The organism is Streptomyces jeddahensis (genome assembly GCF_001642995.1).
In the GTDB taxonomy this organism is placed as follows: Bacteria; Actinomycetota; Actinomycetes; order Streptomycetales; family Streptomycetaceae; genus Streptomyces; species Streptomyces jeddahensis.
Genome location: NZ_LOHS01000158.1, coordinates 38540 through 56111, shown reverse-complemented (window position 1 = coordinate 56111; position 17572 = coordinate 38540). Strand labels below are relative to the sequence as shown.

Below are 17572 nucleotides of genomic sequence, written 5' to 3'. Positions count from 1 at the left end.
GCAACATCCCGCCAGGCCGAGCGGCTGCACCGAGGCCCCCGCTCGGGGGCCTACGGGGGCCACCAGGCGCCTTGGCCTGATGGCCCTGACGGATCTGACCGCTCTGACAGCCGGCGAGCCCAGCGCACCGGCGAAGCGCCCAGCGAAGCGCCCGGCGCAGCCGGCGCGAATACTCGCGGCCTCCGCCCACGCCTCCCGGCCACGGAACCGGGCCGATCAGGGTCGGCAGCCGGCCGACCCACCAGGGCTCGACGGGCTACCCGCCCGTGAGTGACACAGGCCGATGCATGTCGCTGCCTCCGCTTCCCCCGTATGCCGCAATCCGGCGTAACTCACTCACTCTATTGGCCGTTTCAGCACTATATGCCGTTTACGACCCATGGACGTGCCTTGCCTCGGTTCAGCGTGATCGTCCCCGTGTATGACGTGCAGCCCTACCTGCACGCATGCCTCGAGTCCGTCCTGGACCAGTCGTTCACGGACTTCGAGGTGATCGCCGTCGACGACTGCTCACCCGATGGCAGCGGCGCCATCGTCGACGAGTTCGCGGGTCGCGACCCGCGCGTCACCGCTGTCCACCTGCCGGAGAACGCCGGCCTGGGTCCGGCCCGCAACGCCGGCCTCGAGCGCGCCACCGGCGACTACATCATCTTCCTCGACAGCGACGACACGCTCACCCGTCACGCCCTCCAGGCCATCGATGGTGTGGTGCAGCCCGTGCGCGGTTCAGCGGGCCGTGAGCCGCTGGGCCTTGCGCATCGCCCGCCGGAGCAGGCCTGGTCGCGGCGTCCGGGGAGGCGGTACGGGCTGCTGGGCGGCGCCTTCGTGCGGGCGGCGCAGGGAGAGCGCACCTCCGGGGCCGACGGTCAGGACGAGCGGGAGCCTGGTGCGGCGCTCCGGTTCGTCGCGCAGGCTCAGCTCCAGGCGCCAGTCCCCCGCGGTGAGTTCGGGGTCGGTGAGCCCCGCGCGGAGCACTGACCCGGAGCGTCCTTCGGCGCCGGTCACCACCGCGCGGACGCTGACCGTGCGCTCCGCGCCCGCGTTCTCGGACAGATGGAGCAGCGCCTCGATCTCGTCGGTGACCTGTACCGGCAGCCGCGTCACCAGGTCTGCGCCGTCCACGCGCATCTCCCGGGGCCCGAGGTCCACGAGGTCGTACCCGAATCTCGAGGTCGCCTGCCCGACGTCCAGCGACAGATTGCCGTGGGGTTCGGTCCAGTAGGGCAGGACCAGCCGCGCGGGCGCGCCGAGGAATGCCGCGCGGCGACCCGCCCTGGCGGCCTCGCTGCGCACGGCTCCCAGGCGGGTCTCCTTGGTCCAGCCGCAGATGTGGACCCGTACGAAGACGTCCCAGATGCCGCGCGCCAGCGGCGCCCCGCCCGCCGCCGACTGCGGGTCGATGGTCGATGTCGCACGCAGCACCAGCCGGAACCGATCCTTCTCCGGGCCGTCGCCGTCCATGCGCTGCCGGGTGAACTCGACGGGCTGGTAGAACTCGGCGGCCGTGGAGCGTTCCCGTACCACCAGATCGATCTTGGACTTTCCGGTACGGGCGGACATGTCGGTGTCCTGCAGCGCGACGGCATCCCTACCCGCTGCCTCGATGGGGATGTCGAGCAGCCCGTCCTCCCCCTTGTGGAGGAAGGTCATGGGCTGACTGCGGACCCGCATCTCGCCGGTGAAGCCGAGGCGCAGCATCCCGCCCTCCCACTCCAGGCCGGTCAGCTCAGCATGCGGCCGGATGTCCTTCTCCCACCGCGCGAGCGCCTCGATGTCCGGGTAGCGGTCGGCCTTGATCAGCGCGCCGACGACCTGCTGGGTGGGCAGCATCCCCGTCATGACGCCCGGCCCGAAACGTTCCACCGCCACCTTGTGGATCTCGCGGAACATCTCATGCCGGTACTCCTCCGGCCAGGCGAGCAGCCGCCCGCCGCGCATCCGCTCGATCATCTCGTTGCGGAACCAGCGGCGGTACAGCCTGTCCCGCAGTGGTCCGGGCTCGGTGTACTTCTCGACGACGTCGAGTGCCTCCCGCAGATTCCGGAAGTAGCCGACCGGGTCGATGCGCTGGAAACCGGCGTTGGAGGCGTCCTCGCGCTTGACGTGGTAGTAGCAGACGTAGTCGCTGAGGACGGCGACGCTGCCTGCGGTGAGATACGCCTCGGTGACGAAGACGTGGTCCTCGAGCCGCCGCCGTCCCTCCGGGAAGCGCAGGCCGCGCTCGTCCAGGAACGACCGGCGGAACATCTTGTGCGGGGTGAGGCTGTCGATCAGCGGGGCGTTCATGACGTCGGCCCTGGGCCGGTTCACGCGGAACAGCTCCAGCGGCACGGGGCGGCCCTTGCCGGCCATCTTCCCGATGACGACGTCCGCTTCGTGCTCGACGCCGTACGCGTACATCCGCTCGAGCGCCTCGTCCCCCAACCAGTCGTCGTTGTCGACGAACATGACGAACTCGCCGCGCGCCGCCTCGATCCCCACATTGCGCGGCTTGCCCGACCAGCCGGAATTCTCTTGGTGGATGACGCGCATGTGCGGGTGCCGGGCGGCGAGTTCGTCGAGGCGGGCCGGCGTCTCGTCCGTCGAGCCGTCGTCCACGAAGATTGCTTCATACTCGTCGTCAGGGAGGCTCTGCCGCAGCAGCGAGGCGATGCAGTCCTCGATGTAAGGGCCGGGGTTGTAGACCGGGACGACGACGCTGACCTTGACCGTCATGGTGCGGCCTCATTCCCCGACCAGTGCGGGACTGTGGCCCGCGTACATCGCCAGGCAGTCCTCGTAACGCGGCAGCAGCCCGTCCCGCTCCGCCTCGGCGAGCGTGGGCGCGTCGGCGTCCTTGGCGGAGAGGAGGGGTTCGAACTCCTCCGGCCAGGCGATGCCGAGCTGCTCGTCGAGCGGGTGGATGCCGTGTTCGCGGCTCGGCGTGTACGGGGTCGAGCAGAGGTACACCACCGTCGCGTCGTCGCTCAGCGCCATGAAGGCATGGCCGAGCCCCTCGGCGAGGAACACGCTGCGGTGGTCCACGTCGTCGAGGCGCACGGCCTCCCACCGCCCGTACGTGGGCGACCCGACGCGAATGTCGACGATCACATCGAGGACCGCCCCGCGCACGCACTTGACGTACTTCGCCTGGCTGGGCGGGACGTCGGCGTAATGGATGCCGCGCAGCACGCCCCTGCGCGAGACCGAGCAGTTGGCCTGGGCGAGGCTCAGGGACCGTCCCGCGCCCTCACGGAACGGGCCTTCCTTGAACCACTCGTGGAAGGCACCGCGCTCGTCCGGGAACACCCGGGGCTCCCATGCCCACGCACCCTCGATCGTCAGTGGACGCATCTGAGCAGACCTTTCGTTTCGGCATATTGACTCGTGCCTACAACTGGCGAACTATCGCGACAGTTATGGGCCGGAACCGGGGTGGTGTGGGATGGGATGGGGTGGGTCGGAAAGGGAGCCTCAACCCTGGCTGTAACGCTGCTTCAAGATCCGCTTCTTATTCGTGCCTTCGGCATTCTTACCCTTCTCGATGATCACGAGATTGTGGTAGAAGTGCAGGCCGACGACGTTCAGATCCGTATAGGTCGGCTGGTAGTCCACATCCACGAATTCCTCGTAGTTGAGGCCGTCCGCCAGTCGCTTCAGCATCGACATGCTCGTGTTCGGGTCGTCCCGGTCCTCGCTGCCCTGCCATTCCGGCCAGTACGACGTCTGTGTGTCCTCGACTGCGTAGATGCCGCCGTCACGGAGCAGGGGAAAGAGCGTCTCGAACGTCGTGAGTACGTGCGGGCTGCGGTGGCTGCCGTCGTCGATGATGACATCGAGCGTGCCGATCTTGTCGGCGATGGCGATCAGCGAATCAGGGTCGGACTGGTCCCCGATGAACGTCGTGATCCGATCCTCATCGACGAACGACTTGTCCTGGATATCCATCCCGAAGATCTGCGCATTGGGGAAGAAATGCTTCCACATGCGCAACGATGCTCCGCCCTGGCCGGCTCGGCTGTAGCCGCCGATACCGATCTCGAGAAGGTTGATCGAGTCGTTCCTCAAGTGCTGCAAATGCCGCTGGTAGTGCTGTGTGTAGCGGTGAGTGCCCCACTTGTCCGTCTTGAAGTGCTGTGCAAGCTTGGACAGATCGTCGGAGATCGCGGCGAGACCGGCCGGGGCACCGACCGGAGTGGCAGCTCTGGCCGGAGCGGCGGCTGGAGTGCCGGACAATCTGCCCTTGACGCGGCGCAGAGTCTGCCAGTTCTTCTCACCAATAATCGGCTTGACGGTTTTCGTTACGGCCGCCTGCATCGACATCGTGCGGAGCTCCTTCCGCGCAGAGCGCTCAATTGACCGGTGCGCCGCAGAGAATTGACAACCCGTGGCTCCCCGGATCGGCATCGGCAGGCGGCAAGGACGGTGCCTCCCCGGCCGCGATCCACACCCCGGACAACGACCAGACGGTCGGCAGGTTTCGACTAAGCGCCTGCATAAAACGATTCTGCGCCAGTCTCGGCCACTCCCACTCCGCACTGATGAACATATTTACAGAATCGCGGGTTCGGCCTTCGCTGACATCTCTTGCGCCCGGTGGGCACATCACCTCCCGCTCATCACCCGGAAGGCCCATAGGCCCCCGTAATCGGATGCCCTCATCGTCGTTTCACCATCCGACTCCCCGTATCCGTTTCACCCATATCCGACCGACCAGCGAACCGGCGGGGGGATTACCCGTCGACCGGTCGGTCGACGGCCGGAGAAGCGAAGCGAGTTGACCATCATGACTACCCGGACCGCCCCCGGAAGAGCCCGCAGCCTCAGCGAGGTGCCGGGCTGGTTCCGTGCCATCGACCAGGACCTGTTCCGCGTTCTGCTGGAGACCACCGGACGCACACCCGGTGACCTTCTGGAAATGGGCTGCTACCTCGGAAAGAGCGCAATCCTGCTGGGAGAGCATCTGCGCGAGGGCGAGACGTTCACGGTGTGCGACCTGTTCGGCGTCGAGTCGCACGGTCTTTACAGCCGCCGGGACACCCTCGCCTTCTACCGGGAGACACTCACGCGCGAGGCCTTCGAGGCCAACTACCTCAATTTCCACGAGGATCTGCCCGTCATCGTGCACGCCAGGACCACCGCTCTCGCGTCGCGGATCGCGCCGGGCAGCTGCCGCTTCGTGCACATCGACGCCTCACGCACGTACGAGGACGTGAGCGGCGACATCGACATCGCCCGGAGTGTTCTGCGCAAGGACGGCGTCGTCGCCATCGACGACTACCGCACCGAGCATGTCCCGGGCGTGGCCGCCGCGGTCTGGGAGGCGGTCTTCACCAAGGGGCTCCGGCCGGTGTGCCTGTCGGCGGCCAAGTTGTACGCGACCTGGGGCGAGCCCGAGCCGTTCCAGCAGGCCGTGCGTGCCTGGGCCACGGACCGGGTGGATCGCGTGGTGGTGGACGAGAAGATCGACGGGGACCCGGTGCTCCGTGTGCTCAACGCGCTTCCCGGCCCGAGCGGGGCCCGCCGCCTCGCACTCGAGCTGCTGCCGCCGGTCGTGTCGCGGGCGTTGGTCCGCCCCAAGACGGGCCGCTGAGGCACCGAACCGTCGCCGGCTCGCGCGATGACCACAGCAACGGCCGAGCGGCAGGCGGCTCGCGATGCCCCCGCTCTGCGCACGAGCGGTCGCCTGCGGCGTCCCAGCCCCTACCTCGTCGTCGGCGGGCTGTTCTGGCTGGTCATGTCGGTGGCCTACTGGCGGGTCCCCATGTGCTGCGACTTCGGGCAGCACGCGGCCGTCGTGGAACGGCTGAAGGCGAACCTGCTGCATCCCGCGCACCCCATGGCGGACCTGCCGGGTGCGGGCAGCCCCTACTACTCCCCGTACGCCGTCCTGCAAGCGGTGTTCGCAAGGGCGACCGGTCTCGCGGGGCGGGTTGTCGTGAAGCTGGCGGGTCCGGTGAACCTGCTGGTCCTGCTGGTCGGCGTCGGCCGGTTCGTCCGCGTTCTGACACCCCGCCCGTGGGCCCCGGTGGCGGCGCTCGGCGCGATGGTTCTCCTGTGGGGCACACACCCGGCCTGGTGGAGCGGCTACCTCGGTCTGCTGTCGATGACGGGCAACCTCGCGTACCCGTCCACGTTCGCCATCGGGCTCGCTTTCCTCGCCTGGGCATGGGCGGGTTCGCTCGCGGCGCGGCCCACTGCCGGATCTCTCTGGCGGTACGCGGGGCTGGGCGCCCTGTGCGGGCTGATCCTGCTGATCCACCCGATCACGGCGGTCGGGGCGGTGACGGGGGTGGTGGCGTTCGCGGTGACGGGGGTGGGGGCGTTCGCGTCGCCTTGCCGGGGGCCTTGGCCCTCCAGGAGCCTTGAGTGGCGGGTGCCCTGTGGGTGGGCGGTCACCGCGGTTGCAGCGGCCGCTGTCGCCGCCAGCTGGCCGTACTTCGGCGTCTTCTCCCTGATCGGGGACCACAGCGTGGACGCGATCCATCAGCGCCTGTACGCACAGATTCCCGGGAAGTTCTGGCTCGCCGGCATCGGCCTGCCTGCCCTCTGGCTCCGGTGGCGCCGAAACCACCGTGACCCGCTGGTCCTGATGTTCGTCCTCGAATGCGCAGTGGTCGCATACGGATGGGTCAGCGGCCACTTCACGTACGGGCGCATCCTCGGCCTGACTCTGGTGCCGCCGCAGTTCGCGCTCGCCGTGGAGGTGGCCGCCCCTCGGCCGTGGCCACGGTGGCGGCGCGGCCTCGCCTCCGTGGCGGCCGTCGGCGCCTGCGTCGGATTCCTCTCGGTCCAGGCCGGGGCGGTCGTACCGCGCTCGCTCGACCCGGTGGGCCTTCGCCATCCGCCGTCCTGGCCCACGTACGAGTGGGCAGCGCGGCACATCGCGCCGGGAGACGTCGTCCTGACGAACGGTTACCGGGCGGTGCGCTCGCTCCCGGCCTACGGACCGAATCTCGTCGCCCCGGCCTGGCCCGATCCCGCCCTCGACGAGCGGGAGAGGGACAGGCGCAGGGCTGCCGTCCGTGCCTATCTCGCGCCCACGTCGACCCACGCGGAGCGCACCGCGATCGTGCGCCGGTACCACGTGCGCTGGCTGCTGCTCGGTGAGGGCCAGCGGGTGCCTGGAGAGGCGGTGGTGGTGGCGCGAAACGCGCGGACCGGGGAGGTCCTGGCGCGAGTCGACGGGGATGGGTCGCCCTACTCGACCTACTCGACGACGAGCTCGACGGGGATGTTGCCACGGGTCGCCTTGGAGTAGGGGCAGACCTCGTGGGCCTGCTTGACGAGCAGTTCGCCCGTCTCGCCGGCGAGGGCTTCGGGGAGCTCGACGCGCAGGGTGACGGCGAGCGCGAAGCTCGTCTCGTCCTTGCCGATGCCGACCTCGGCGGTCACCGACACATCGCTCGTGTCGACCTTCGCCTGACGGCCGACCAGCCCGAGGGCGCTGGCGAAACAGGCGGCGTAGCCGGCGGCGAAGAGCTGCTCCGGGTTGGTGCCCTGGCCGTTGCCCCCGAGGGCCGGCGGCATGGCCAGCGGCAGGTCCAGCCGGCCGTCGGAGCTGACGGCACGACCCTCTCGGCCGTTGGCGGTGGCGACGGCGGTGTACAGCGCGTCCATCAGATCCATCCCTCTGTTGTCTGTCTGGGTTGCGAGGACAACTACAGCACACAATTAAGTTGTGCACAACTGAATGGCTTGCTGTGGACTATCCTGGGTGCATGACCAAGACGCCGATCTCCGCTTCCGAGGGGGTTCTGCAGGGCTTGCCCGACGAGGCGAAGGCCCCGGCAGGACTGTCAGACGTGTCCGCCGAGGACCTGCTCCTTCTGGACCGGCAGATCTGCTTCTCCCTGCACGCCGCCTCGCGGGCCTTCAACAGCGTCTACCGCGTCGTCCTCAAGGAACTGGGGCTCACCTATCCGCAGTACCTGGTGATGCTGGTCCTGTGGGAACACGGCGAGCTGCCGGTGAAGCGGCTGGGCGAGTATCTGCGACTCGACTCGGGGACCCTGTCACCGCTGCTGAAGCGGCTCGAGGCGGCCGGTCTCGTACGGCGCGAGCGCAGCGCCGAGGACGAGCGGTCCGTCCGTGTCCACCTCACCGACGCAGGCGCCGACCTGCGCGAACAGGCCCTGACGGTGCCGCGGCGGATCGCCGCGGCCACCGGTTTCGACCTCGGCGAGATCCGCGACCTCCGCGCCCGCCTGGACCGCCTCACGCTGGCCCTGGACGCGGCGGCGCTGGAGGGTGTTCCGGTCTGCGAGTGACTGACGGTGTCGGTGGTCTCGCTCCGGTCCGGAAAGGGGCCCCGCGTCACGCGACGCGGGGCCCCTTTCCGTATGCCGTGACGACGTACGACGGCGGGGCGCCTGGTCCTACGGTCCCATGGGCGCCGACTGCTGCGGATAGACGGGGCCCGGCTGCGCACCCACCGGTTCCGCCGGCCGCCTGACGTACAGCCGCAGCACGCCCCACGGCCGCTCGAACTCTGCCTGCGGCACGAACCCCTGCTGCAGAGCGGCGAGTTTGGCCCGCTCCGTGGGGCTCTTCGGGGACCATGCGGGCCGCAGGGCAGCGGACTCCGCGAGCACCCATACGTGGTCCAGCATGGCCAGCCGGCGCCACAGCTCCTCCGGACCCTCCTCCAGCCCGTAGAGGGTGCCCGAGTCCCGTCCGCGCGCCTTGAGGGCGACGTCGTACGCGCCTTGGAAGTCCTTCGGGTATGCCTCGGCGGTGCGCCGGCCCGCCGACGGCAGGAAGAGCACCGGGTCGCCGGGCCTCAGCAGCCGCGCCGCGACCGCCGCCATGGCCCCCAGATCGTCCGGCCGGTGCCCTGCCGTCCGGTCGTGCCGGTGCAGCGGCAGCTGCCAGCAGAAGCCGGCGACCACGGCGAGAACACCGGCGGCGGCGCCTGCGCAGGCGCGGACCCTGACTTGGGCGGCGGCTCGGCGTCGGGCGGCCGTTTCGTCTCGGGCGGCCGTTTTGTTTCGGGCGGGCGTTTTATCTTGGGCGGCCGCTGAGCCTCTGGGGGCTGTGCCTCGAGTCGTCGCCGTCCTGCGGCTGTTCCTGGAGGCACCGCTGCTCCTGCTGGCCACGCTGCTGGAGGCTGCGCTGCTCCTGCTGGTACTGGTCCGGCTGCTCCCACCGGTACTGGTGCGGCTGCTCCTGCTGTTCGCTCGACCACGCGAGTCGGCCCTGCCGTGCGCTCGGGAGCGCGTCCTCACCGTAAGGCCCACGTACGACGCGACCCGCTCCGCTCCTGCGGCGGCGAGCAGGGGTGCGCCCGCCAGCGCGAAGAGGACGTAGCGCGCGTCGTACAGCGGCCAGTACTGGGAGACGGCGAACAGGACGGCGGGTGGCAGGAGGACGAGCGGCACGGCCACTGCGTTCAGCGACAGGCCGCCGTAGCGGGCCGGCGACGTGCGTGCGGCCGTGCCGCCTGCGCGAGCCGACGGTACGCGTACGCGCGAGGCCGCCGCGCCGCCGCGGGTCGGCGCTGCGTCCGTGACCGCCCGGTCTCCGCCGACCCGCGGCAGCGGCGCGCGCAGGGCGACCGCGGCGAGCAGGAGGTGGACGGCGAGGACCAGCTGGTCGGGGCCTGCGAAGGCGCGCAGCAGATGTTCCGCATCGGCACCGTCGGGCGCGGTGAGCCACGCGACCTGGCCGGACTGATCGATCGAGGCCAGCGCCAGCGGCAGCAGAGCCAGTACGGCGGCCGCCGCGGCACACCCCCAGCCGCACCAGACGCGCCGCGGCACCCGGGAGACGAGCAGCGTCACCGCGTGCGCGAGGAGCAGCAGAATCGAGAGTTCGTGCAGCAGCGCGGTGAGCGCGACGACGGCGCCGTAGGCGGACCACCAGCGCACGCGCGCGTGGGCGGCGGCGTGTACCGCGTGCAGCAGGATCAGTGTCGCGAGGGCGGCTCCGGCGGCGACCATGGCGTAGGAGCGGCCCTCCTGCGCGTAGTAGCCGGCCATCGGCGTGGCCGCGTAGAGGAGGCCCGCCCACAGGCCGACGCGCGGACGCGCCAGACGGGCACCGATGGCGGCGACGAGACCGGCCGTGACGGCGGCCGCGCACACGGACGGGAGTCGCAGGGCCACCTCGCCCGGATTGCCGCCCAGGACGAAGTGCATGAGCAGGTAGTACAGGCCGTGCACCGCGTCCACGTTGTGCAGCAGTTGCCAGATCTGCGGCAGCGAGCGCTGGGCGACCTCGAAGGTGACCGCCTCGTCGCGCCACATCGTGCCGCGCTCGAGCCCCCACAGGCCTACGCCGAACATGGCGAGGGCCGGGATCAGCACGAGTCCGAGCCGCCGGATCGCGGCGCCGTTCAGGACGGCGGCGCTGGCGCCTTTCAGAACGGCGCCGTTGAGGCGGGCGGGGCTGAGGCGGGCGGCGCGGCTCGCCACGTCGGCCCGTGCGCGAGACGCTCGTGCGGCGGGACGCCGCAGACGACGCCGGGAGTCGGCTGGACGGCGGGAGTCGGCTCCTCCTGCGGTGACTTCCGGGGTGGCGACCCTCCCGGCAGAGACCCGTGGGGTCTTAGTTCGCCCGGCTGCCGCCCGTGAGCCGGAGCCTTGGGCGCCCTGCGGCACGGCGGCTCGCGGGGTGGAGGTCTGTGGCGCGGTGGCGCGCGGGGTGGAGGCCTGTGGTGCGGCGGCTCGCGGGGCGGCGGTTTCTGGCGCGGTGACTTGAGGCGCGGCAGCTCGTGGCGCGGCGGCTCGCGGTACGGCCGCTTGTGGCGGGGCGGCGACAGGGGCGGAGGCTTGTGGCGGGGCGGAGGCTTGTTGTGCGGCGGCTCCAGGGGCGGCCGCCGCTTGTGGCGCGGCGGCTCCTGGCTCTTTTCTCTGCGGGGCTTTCTGCGAGGCTTTCTGCGGGGCCGAGACCTGTCCGTCGGGCGTCGTGAGCGCCGCATCCCCGGAGGTCGTACGCCTCTTGGACCTACCGGGAGACCACCGGCCGGGAGACTGCCGACCCTGAGACCGCTGGCCTGGAGACCGCTCCCCAGGCGACTGCCCGCCCGAGGGCAGCGAAGCGGCCTCCCCACCCGAGGCCCGCGCACCCGATGCCTCCCCGCCGGAGGCCCGCGCAACCGACGGCTCCCCTGCCGAGGGCCGCTCAGCCCGTTGCCCCTCCGGCTGCACGGACGGCCGGCGGCTCCACCATCGCCGCTCCAGCCGCGCGGGAAGCGGGGCCGGGAACGGCCGCGTGTCGGGGAGCTCCTTGCGAGACGTGGTCGCTTGTGCAGACATGGTCCAGATTTTGTGCTATTAGCTCACCTTTTCTTGGTATTGACGGCATATCAGGCGGTAGGCAGGTGAACGCCTTACTCTTCCCGCGATGACGCGCCCGATTCCCCTCCCCCGAACACGCACCCGCACCCACACCCACAGCACGGCCGAAGACCGGACCGTCGGCACCCCGTCCGAGCCGAGCCCGGCACGCGCCAAGCGCTCGCTCCCTGTCGTGCGGGTCGTCGGCCTGGCCATCACCTGGCTCGCGACACGCGCGCTGATGCTGTGGCTTCTCCGGCATGACGAGATGACCCTGTTGGGGCGGGGAAGCGTGTCCCGCGAGGTCCACGGGCTGTACTTCCGCTGGTACGTCACCCTGACGCAGGGCGGCTTTCCGGCGGACGACCCGAGGTGGCAGTACCCGCCAGGCGCCGGGCCGGTGCTGCTGTCACCCGCACTGCTGTCACCCCCGCTGCCGCCACTCACCCATGTCGAGTACTTCGACGCCTTCGTCGCGCTCACGCTGGCCGCCGACGCGCTGGTGGCGATCGCGCTGGTGCGCGCCGCAAGGCGGCCGGGACGCCGCCTGCACGGGGCCGCCCTCTGGATCGCCGGCCTCCCGCTGCTTCTGCATATCCCGCTCGCCCGGTACGACGTGCAGACCACCGCCCTGGGCGTGTTCGCGCTCCTGGCCCTTTCGCGCTCCACGCGCGCGTGCGGTGCGTTCGCCGCCGCGGGAGCACTCGTGAAGGTGTGGCCCGCACTGACGCTGCTGGGCACGCCGCGCGGGCGTACCACACGGGAGGCCTGGACGGCGGCGGCCGTCTCGGCGGGCGCACTGCTGCTGGTCCTGGCCCTCGCCTTCGAGCACCCCTTCTCCTTCCTGCGGCAACAGGGCGCGCGCGGGGTGCAGATCGAGTCGCTCGGCGGCACGGCGCTCGCGCTCGCACGGCGGGCCGGGTGGCCTGGCGAGGTGCGGTACCAGTTCGGGGCGATGGAGTTCACCGGCCCGTATGTGTCCGCGGTGGCCGCCGTGTCGCTGCTGCTCACCGCGGCGGCCTTCGGCCTGCTCCTGCTGTGGCGACTGCGGGCCCGCCGATGGACGGACGCCACGCCGTACGACGCCGCGCTCTGCGCCGTCCTGCTCTTCACGGTCACGAGCCGGGTGATCAGCCCGCAGTACATGGTGTGGCTGCTCGGACTGGCCGCGGTCTGCCTCACCTCGCGACACACCACGCAGCGCCCGGTGGCGGCGCTGCTCGCCGCCGCGGCGGCCGTGAGCGCACTCGCCTATCCCGTGCTGTACGCGCAGGTCACGGCCTGCACCTGGACGGGTTGCCTGGTGATGCTCGTACGCAACGGGCTGCTGACCGCCGCGGCGGTGCTGTCCTTCCGACGGCTGTGGCGATCCAGTCGACCCCCGTCCCCCACTCCGCCCCATATCGGATAAATGCTATGAAGATCTAAGATTTCGACCTATGGACCTGGCACCTCCTCCCCCGTCACAGGCTCCCCCCTCACAGGTATGCGTCGTCGTGATCGGCTACAACGACGCGGCCCACGTGACGGACGCGGTGCGCTCGGCACTCGACCAGGGGCCCGCCGTCCATGAGGTGATCGCCGTCGACGACTGCTCGACCGACGGCAGCGGTGGCATCCTGCGGCGGCTCGCGGCCGATGACCCGCATCTGCGGGTGATCCGCCGCACCGCCAACAGCGGTGGCTGCGGTACGCCCCGCAACGACGGCATCGACGCCTGTACGTCCCCGTACGTGATGTTCCTCGACAGCGACGACGTACTGCCGCCCGGCGCGGTGACCGCCCTGCTGAACGCCGCCGTCGCGCACGGCGCCGATATCGCGTCCGGCCTGTGCGTGCGCCGCGAACTGCCGCCCGACCACGACGGACGAAGCCCCTGCCGCGAGACGCTCTGGCTGCCCGAGCTCCACGACAGGCCCGCGGTCGTCGCCCGCCCGGAGCGGCGCCCGGCCCTGGTCCGCGACGCGCTCTGCGTCGGCAAGCTGTACCGCGCCGCCTTCCTGCGCGAGCACGCGATCCGCTTCCCCGACGGCCGCTTCCCGTACGAGGACGTCGTCTTCAGCGCACACGTGCTCGCGGCCGCACCGCGCATCGCGCTGATCCCGGACGCGGTGTACGTATGGCATGTCCGCCGGGCGGCCGCACAGCTGTCGATCTCCCTCGACCGCTCGGGTGCCGACAACTGGCGCGCCCGGACGGCGGCCCACCGCCAGGCGGTCGAGATCCTGCTGGCCGCGGGCGAGAAGAGGCTGGCGCGGGCAGCACGCGCCCACTCCCTCGAGCACCCGCTGCGGATGTACGCGCGCGAACTCGAGCTACGCGGACCCGCATACCGGCGCGCCTGGTGGGCCCTCACGCGCGCGTACCTGGAGACCTTCGACGCGGCCGACTTCGATCCGGCCGCCGCCCCCGGCCGCGTCATCGCCCACGTCGTCCTCGCCTCCGACGCGCCGCGCGACCTCCCCCGCCTCAGGGAGCTGGCGTCCCGCCCGGCACGGCTGCTGCCCCCTTATGCGCGTGCCGCGGACGGCACTCCGGTGTGGTCACCGGACCTCCCGCAGGTGAGCCTCGACCATCTGCTGGTCCGGCCGATGCGCGTGCTCCCGGTGGCGGTCGACGCGGAACTGCGGCCACGCGCGCGTGCCACTCGTTTGCGGCTCCGCCTGCACGAGCTGTACGGACGGGTGGCGGACGCGGGCCCGGAATCGGTCGACGTCGAGTTCGTGGACCGGCAGTGCGGCAGGGCCGGTCTGCGCCGGACGGCCTCGTTCGTCCGCGATCCGGACGACGAGGACTCCTGGTCCGCCGAAGCGCTGGTGGATCTGCCGGCGTTGGGGGCCGGCGTGTGGGACCTGCGTCTGCGGCTCCGTTTCCACGACGGCACGCAGCGCGAGACGACTGCCCACGCGACCGCGGGCCCCGGCCTCCTGCGCCGCTCGGTCCTCCCCAGCCGCCGCCACGGCATCCTGCTGGTCCAGCCGTACGCCACCCATTCCGGGTCCCTGGCGCTGCGGCTGGCGCCGGGGCTGCGGGGGATGGCACAGGTTGCACGGCGGAGAGCCGCGAGGCTGGTTCACTGATACGTACGAACGACACGGCCGCGTACGAATGACACGGCTCCGTACGAACGACACAGCTACGCACCAACGACACCTCGGCGAACGACACGACGGGACAGGTGACCATCGACCATGACCTGGCTGATCACCGGCGGGGCCGGTTACATCGGGGCGCACGTCGTCCGCGCGATGACAGAGGCCGGTGAGCGGGCCGTGGTCTACGACGATCTGTCCACCGGAATCGCCGAGCGCGTCCCCGAAGGCGTACCCCTCGTGACCGGCTCGACCCTGGACCGCGACCTGCTGGACCGGGCGCTGGCCGAGCACGGTGTCACCGGCGTCGTGCACCTGGCGGCGAAGAAGCAGGTAGGCGAGTCGGTCGGCGAGCCGCTGCGTTACTACCGCGAGAACGTGGAGGGCCTACGGGTCCTGCTGGAGGCCGTGGTGGCGGCGTCCGTCCCGTCGTTCGTGTTCTCCTCGTCCGCCGCGGTGTACGGAATGCCGGACGTGGATCTGGTGACCGAGGAGACGCCGTGCCTGCCGATGAGCCCGTACGGCGAGACCAAGCTGGCGGGCGAGTGGCTGGTGCGCGCGGTGGGCCGCGCCCACGGAATCGCGACGGCGTCGCTGCGGTACTTCAACGTGGCAGGCGCCGCGACACCCGAACTGGCCGACGTGGGCGTCTTCAACCTCGTCCCGATGGTCTTCGAGAAACTGACGGAAGGCGCACCACCGCGCATCTTCGGCGCGGACTACGCGACGCCGGACGGCACGTGCGTACGGGACTACATCCACGTGGTGGACCTGGCCGAGGCCCATGTGGCCACGGCCCGCCGCCTCGCCGCCACCCCCGGCACGGATCTGACGCTCAACATCGGCCGGGGTGAGGGCGTTTCCGTCCGCGAGATGATCGACCGGATCAACGAGGTGACGGGATACGACACCCCGCCGACCGTGACGCCCCGCCGCCCCGGCGACCCTGCGCGTGTCGTCGCCTCCGCCGACCGAATCGCAGCCGAACTGGGCTGGAAGGCGAAGCACGACGTACGGGACATGATCACCTCGGCGTGGGCGGGATGGGTACGGCTGCATCCCTCTGCGGAGCGCGATTAAGGCCTTCCACCAGCCACTGAGTGGCGAGGTCGGTCACGATTGCCCCGCCTCGGTCGCTCAGGTGGATGTGGTCGACGAGCAGCTCGAGCTTGTTGCTGCGGGCTACCTCGTCCCAACTGCGTCCGAGGAGGTAGTGCTTGGTCGCCGCGGTGTACGCGAGTGCGAAGCTGAAGTCGTAGGGTGCGGCGTCGCCGCCGCGCCGTCGGAGGAAGTCGACCATCCGCTCGTGTACGGGCACGTAGTCGGCTCGTGTGCGGGTGGCGGTCTCCTTGATCGCGGCGTTGTATCCGCTGAGCTTGTGGTTGATCTCGGCGTTCAGGTCCTCGCCGAGCGGCGGCAGGGACATCAGTGCGATCCGGGCGGAGGTCTCCGTCGTGATGCGGTCGACGATTGCGCCGAGGTTGTCCCGGTACTGATCCAGCGGTACGCCGTCGCGAACGTCGTTGGTGCCGATCAGGAGCGTGACCGCGGCCGGGCGGCACGCCACGATGTCGCGGTCGACTCGCCGGCGGAGATCGGCGCTGGTGTCGCCGTTCTTGCCGGCGTTGACGAACTCGTATCCCTGGAGTTCAGGCCGGCCGCGCAGTGCGCCGACCCAGTCCGCGCCGAGCGTTCCCTGCGTCATGCTGGCGCCGGCCGCAACGACGACGGGAGCGGCGCCCGGCTTGCGGCCGTCGGCGCAGGCATCGGCGGGCGGGTTGGCGGGTGACCGGAGGAAGGTGAGATAGCCGACGGTGCCCGCGAGGCCGAGCACGCCGACGAGTAACAGGCACAGCGCGATGATGATCCGCTTCTTCGTGGTCGGTTTCCTCATGGTCAGTACCCCAGTGCGATGGTGTGGCCGGCGGTGGCCGGATCGTCGAGCGCGGCGAGGATGGCGTGGGCGAGGTCGCAGCGGGCGATGGTGTTGCCGCCGCGCACGTTGCGGTCGATGGCGGTGCGGTAGGGGCGGGAACTGCCGTTGGTGAGGCGCGGCGGACGCATGATCGTCCAGTCGAGGCCGCTGTCGCGGACGATCTGGTCGGTGCGGGTGAAGTCGGCGAACGGCTCCCGGAGGTAGCGCCGCAGCAGGGGTTTGACCACGGTGCGCGTGAGGGGCCCGTCGCCGGCGTCGACGACGTGCCCGCTGGCGGTGACGACCACCAGGCGGCGGGGTCCGGCGGCGCGCATCGCGGTGATGATCGAGCGGGCGCCGTCGGCGCACACCGTCGCATCACCCCTGGCGCGGGGGCCCAGTGCCGACACCACGGCGTCGCGGCCGGCCACGGCTGCCCCGATGGCGTCGGGGTCCATCACATCGGCGATCAACGGTTCGAGCAGCGGGTGCTCCTCATGGCGCAGCCGGGCCGGGTCCCGAACGACCGCGGTGACGTGGTGACCGACGGCGAGTGCCTGGCGCACGAGGTGGTGCCCGGTGCCGCCCGTCGCGCCGAAGACGGTGATACGCATGCTGCCCCTCCAGGGGGTTAGTGAACACTAGCCCCATCGTGGGCTAGTGTTCACTAACCGTCAAGCGATCGAAGGGAGAGACGGCATGAGCACGCGGGAGCGGATCCTCGACGCGGCCGCGGAGATCCTGCGGACGCGAGGTGTCGTGCAGGCCACGACGAAGGAGATCGCGCAGGCGTCGGGGGTGTCGGAGCCGACGCTCTACAAGTACTTCGCCGACAAGGAGCGGCTGCTGCTCGCCGTCCTCGAGGAGCGGCTGCCCGGATTGTCCCGGCTCTCCGTACGCCCCGGTGAAGGCGACGTCGAGGACAACCTCGCCGAGCTCGCGCACGCGGTCCTGGACTTCTACCAGCGGTCGATTCCCATGCTGGGGGCGCTCCTCGCGGACCCGCAGCGCATGGAAGCCCACCGGGTGGCGATGAGCCGCCACGGCGGCGGCCCCGACAAGCCGGTCGGGGCGTTCGCCGCCTACCTGCGGGCCGAGCAGGCCATCGGGCGCGTCAGCACGGACGCGGATCCTGACGCGGCCGCCGCTCTGCTGATCGGCGGGTGCTTCCAGGAGGCGTTTCTGCGCTACTACACCCACGGGCCGGGCGCCGCCGCTGCCTCCCGTGCATTCGCGGAGTCCCTCGCCCGGGCGGTCGTCCGACCGCTGCGGTGACCGGCACGGCCCTGCGGCCGGCGGCAGCGCGC

General features: G+C 70.8%; 14 protein-coding genes and 1 pseudogene. 8 read left to right on the top strand and 7 right to left on the bottom strand.

Annotated features, from left to right (window positions below):
- Positions 1-390: 390 nt before the first annotated feature.
- A pseudogene (locus STSP_RS37835) lies at positions 391-699 on the top strand (glycosyltransferase family 2 protein); the annotation flags it as partial.
- A 27-nt stretch (positions 700-726) separates the two neighbouring features.
- Here STSP_RS37835 and STSP_RS32345 read toward each other — a convergent pair.
- The 3 genes from STSP_RS32345 to STSP_RS32335 all read right to left on the bottom strand — a co-directional run bounded on the left by STSP_RS32345 (position 727) and on the right by STSP_RS32335 (position 4302).
- Positions 727-2715 (bottom strand): glycosyltransferase family 2 protein, encoded by a 1989-nt coding sequence (locus STSP_RS32345; protein WP_067284578.1) that lies wholly within the window; start codon positions 2713-2715, stop codon positions 727-729.
- Between the two features lie 9 nt (positions 2716-2724).
- Positions 2725-3333, bottom strand: a complete 609-nt coding sequence (gene rfbC, locus STSP_RS32340; protein ID WP_067284577.1) for a dTDP-4-dehydrorhamnose 3,5-epimerase — start codon at positions 3331-3333, stop codon at positions 2725-2727.
- A gap of 120 nt (positions 3334-3453) precedes the next feature.
- Positions 3454-4302 (bottom strand): class I SAM-dependent methyltransferase, encoded by an 849-nt coding sequence (locus tag STSP_RS32335; protein ID WP_198547476.1) that lies wholly within the window; start codon positions 4300-4302, stop codon positions 3454-3456.
- A gap of 463 nt (positions 4303-4765) precedes the next feature.
- Here STSP_RS32335 and STSP_RS32330 point away from each other — a divergent pair, with 463 nt between their 5' ends.
- Positions 4766-5572, top strand: coding sequence for a class I SAM-dependent methyltransferase (locus STSP_RS32330; protein ID WP_067284609.1), 807 nt, complete (start codon positions 4766-4768; stop codon positions 5570-5572).
- A 27-nt stretch (positions 5573-5599) separates the two neighbouring features.
- Complete coding sequence (locus STSP_RS32325; RefSeq protein WP_067284576.1) at positions 5600-7240, top strand: hypothetical protein; 1641 nt, start codon at positions 5600-5602, stop codon at positions 7238-7240.
- Here the strand turns inward: STSP_RS32325 and STSP_RS32320 are convergent.
- Complete coding sequence (locus tag STSP_RS32320) at positions 7189-7599, bottom strand: organic hydroperoxide resistance protein (protein ID WP_067284575.1); 411 nt, start codon at positions 7597-7599, stop codon at positions 7189-7191. The two genes, STSP_RS32325 and STSP_RS32320, sit on opposite strands and share 52 nt — an antisense overlap.
- Positions 7600-7700: 101 nt before the next feature.
- On the opposite strand from STSP_RS32320, the gene STSP_RS32315 reads away from it, so the two are divergent.
- Entirely contained in the window at positions 7701-8249 is a 549-nt protein-coding gene (locus tag STSP_RS32315) for a MarR family winged helix-turn-helix transcriptional regulator (RefSeq protein ID WP_078067682.1), read from the top strand.
- 108 nt (positions 8250-8357) lie between these two features.
- On the opposite strand, the gene STSP_RS40630 is transcribed toward STSP_RS32315, so the two are convergent.
- Entirely contained in the window at positions 8358-10265 is a 1908-nt protein-coding gene (locus tag STSP_RS40630; protein WP_232789879.1) for a glycosyltransferase family 39 protein, read from the bottom strand.
- Positions 10266-11499: 1234 nt separating this feature from the next.
- On the opposite strand from STSP_RS40630, the gene STSP_RS32305 reads away from it, so the two are divergent.
- From STSP_RS32305 to galE, 3 genes are all read left to right on the top strand, one after another.
- Entirely contained in the window at positions 11500-12669 is a 1170-nt protein-coding gene (locus tag STSP_RS32305; protein WP_232789878.1) for a glycosyltransferase 87 family protein, read from the top strand.
- A gap of 28 nt (positions 12670-12697) precedes the next feature.
- On the top strand, positions 12698-14338 hold the full coding sequence (locus STSP_RS32300; protein ID WP_067284573.1) for a glycosyltransferase family 2 protein: 1641 nt from the start codon (positions 12698-12700) through the stop codon (positions 14336-14338).
- Positions 14339-14449: 111 nt separating this feature from the next.
- Positions 14450-15430: a UDP-glucose 4-epimerase GalE gene (gene galE, locus STSP_RS32295; protein ID WP_067284572.1), complete on the top strand. Its 981-nt coding sequence runs from the start codon at positions 14450-14452 to the stop codon at positions 15428-15430.
- On the opposite strand, the gene STSP_RS32290 is transcribed toward galE, so the two are convergent.
- Positions 15375-16244 (bottom strand): SGNH/GDSL hydrolase family protein, encoded by an 870-nt coding sequence (locus STSP_RS32290; protein WP_067284571.1) that lies wholly within the window; start codon positions 16242-16244, stop codon positions 15375-15377. The genes galE and STSP_RS32290 overlap by 56 nt on opposite strands.
- Positions 16245-16246: 2 nt before the next feature.
- On the bottom strand, positions 16247-16879 hold the full coding sequence (locus tag STSP_RS32285; protein ID WP_067284570.1) for an NAD(P)-dependent oxidoreductase: 633 nt from the start codon (positions 16877-16879) through the stop codon (positions 16247-16249).
- 85 nt (positions 16880-16964) lie between these two features.
- Here STSP_RS32285 and STSP_RS32280 point away from each other — a divergent pair, with 85 nt between their 5' ends.
- A complete protein-coding gene (locus tag STSP_RS32280) occupies positions 16965-17540 on the top strand; it encodes a TetR/AcrR family transcriptional regulator (protein ID WP_067284569.1) in 576 nt (191 codons plus the stop codon).
- Positions 17541-17572 lie beyond the last annotated feature (32 nt).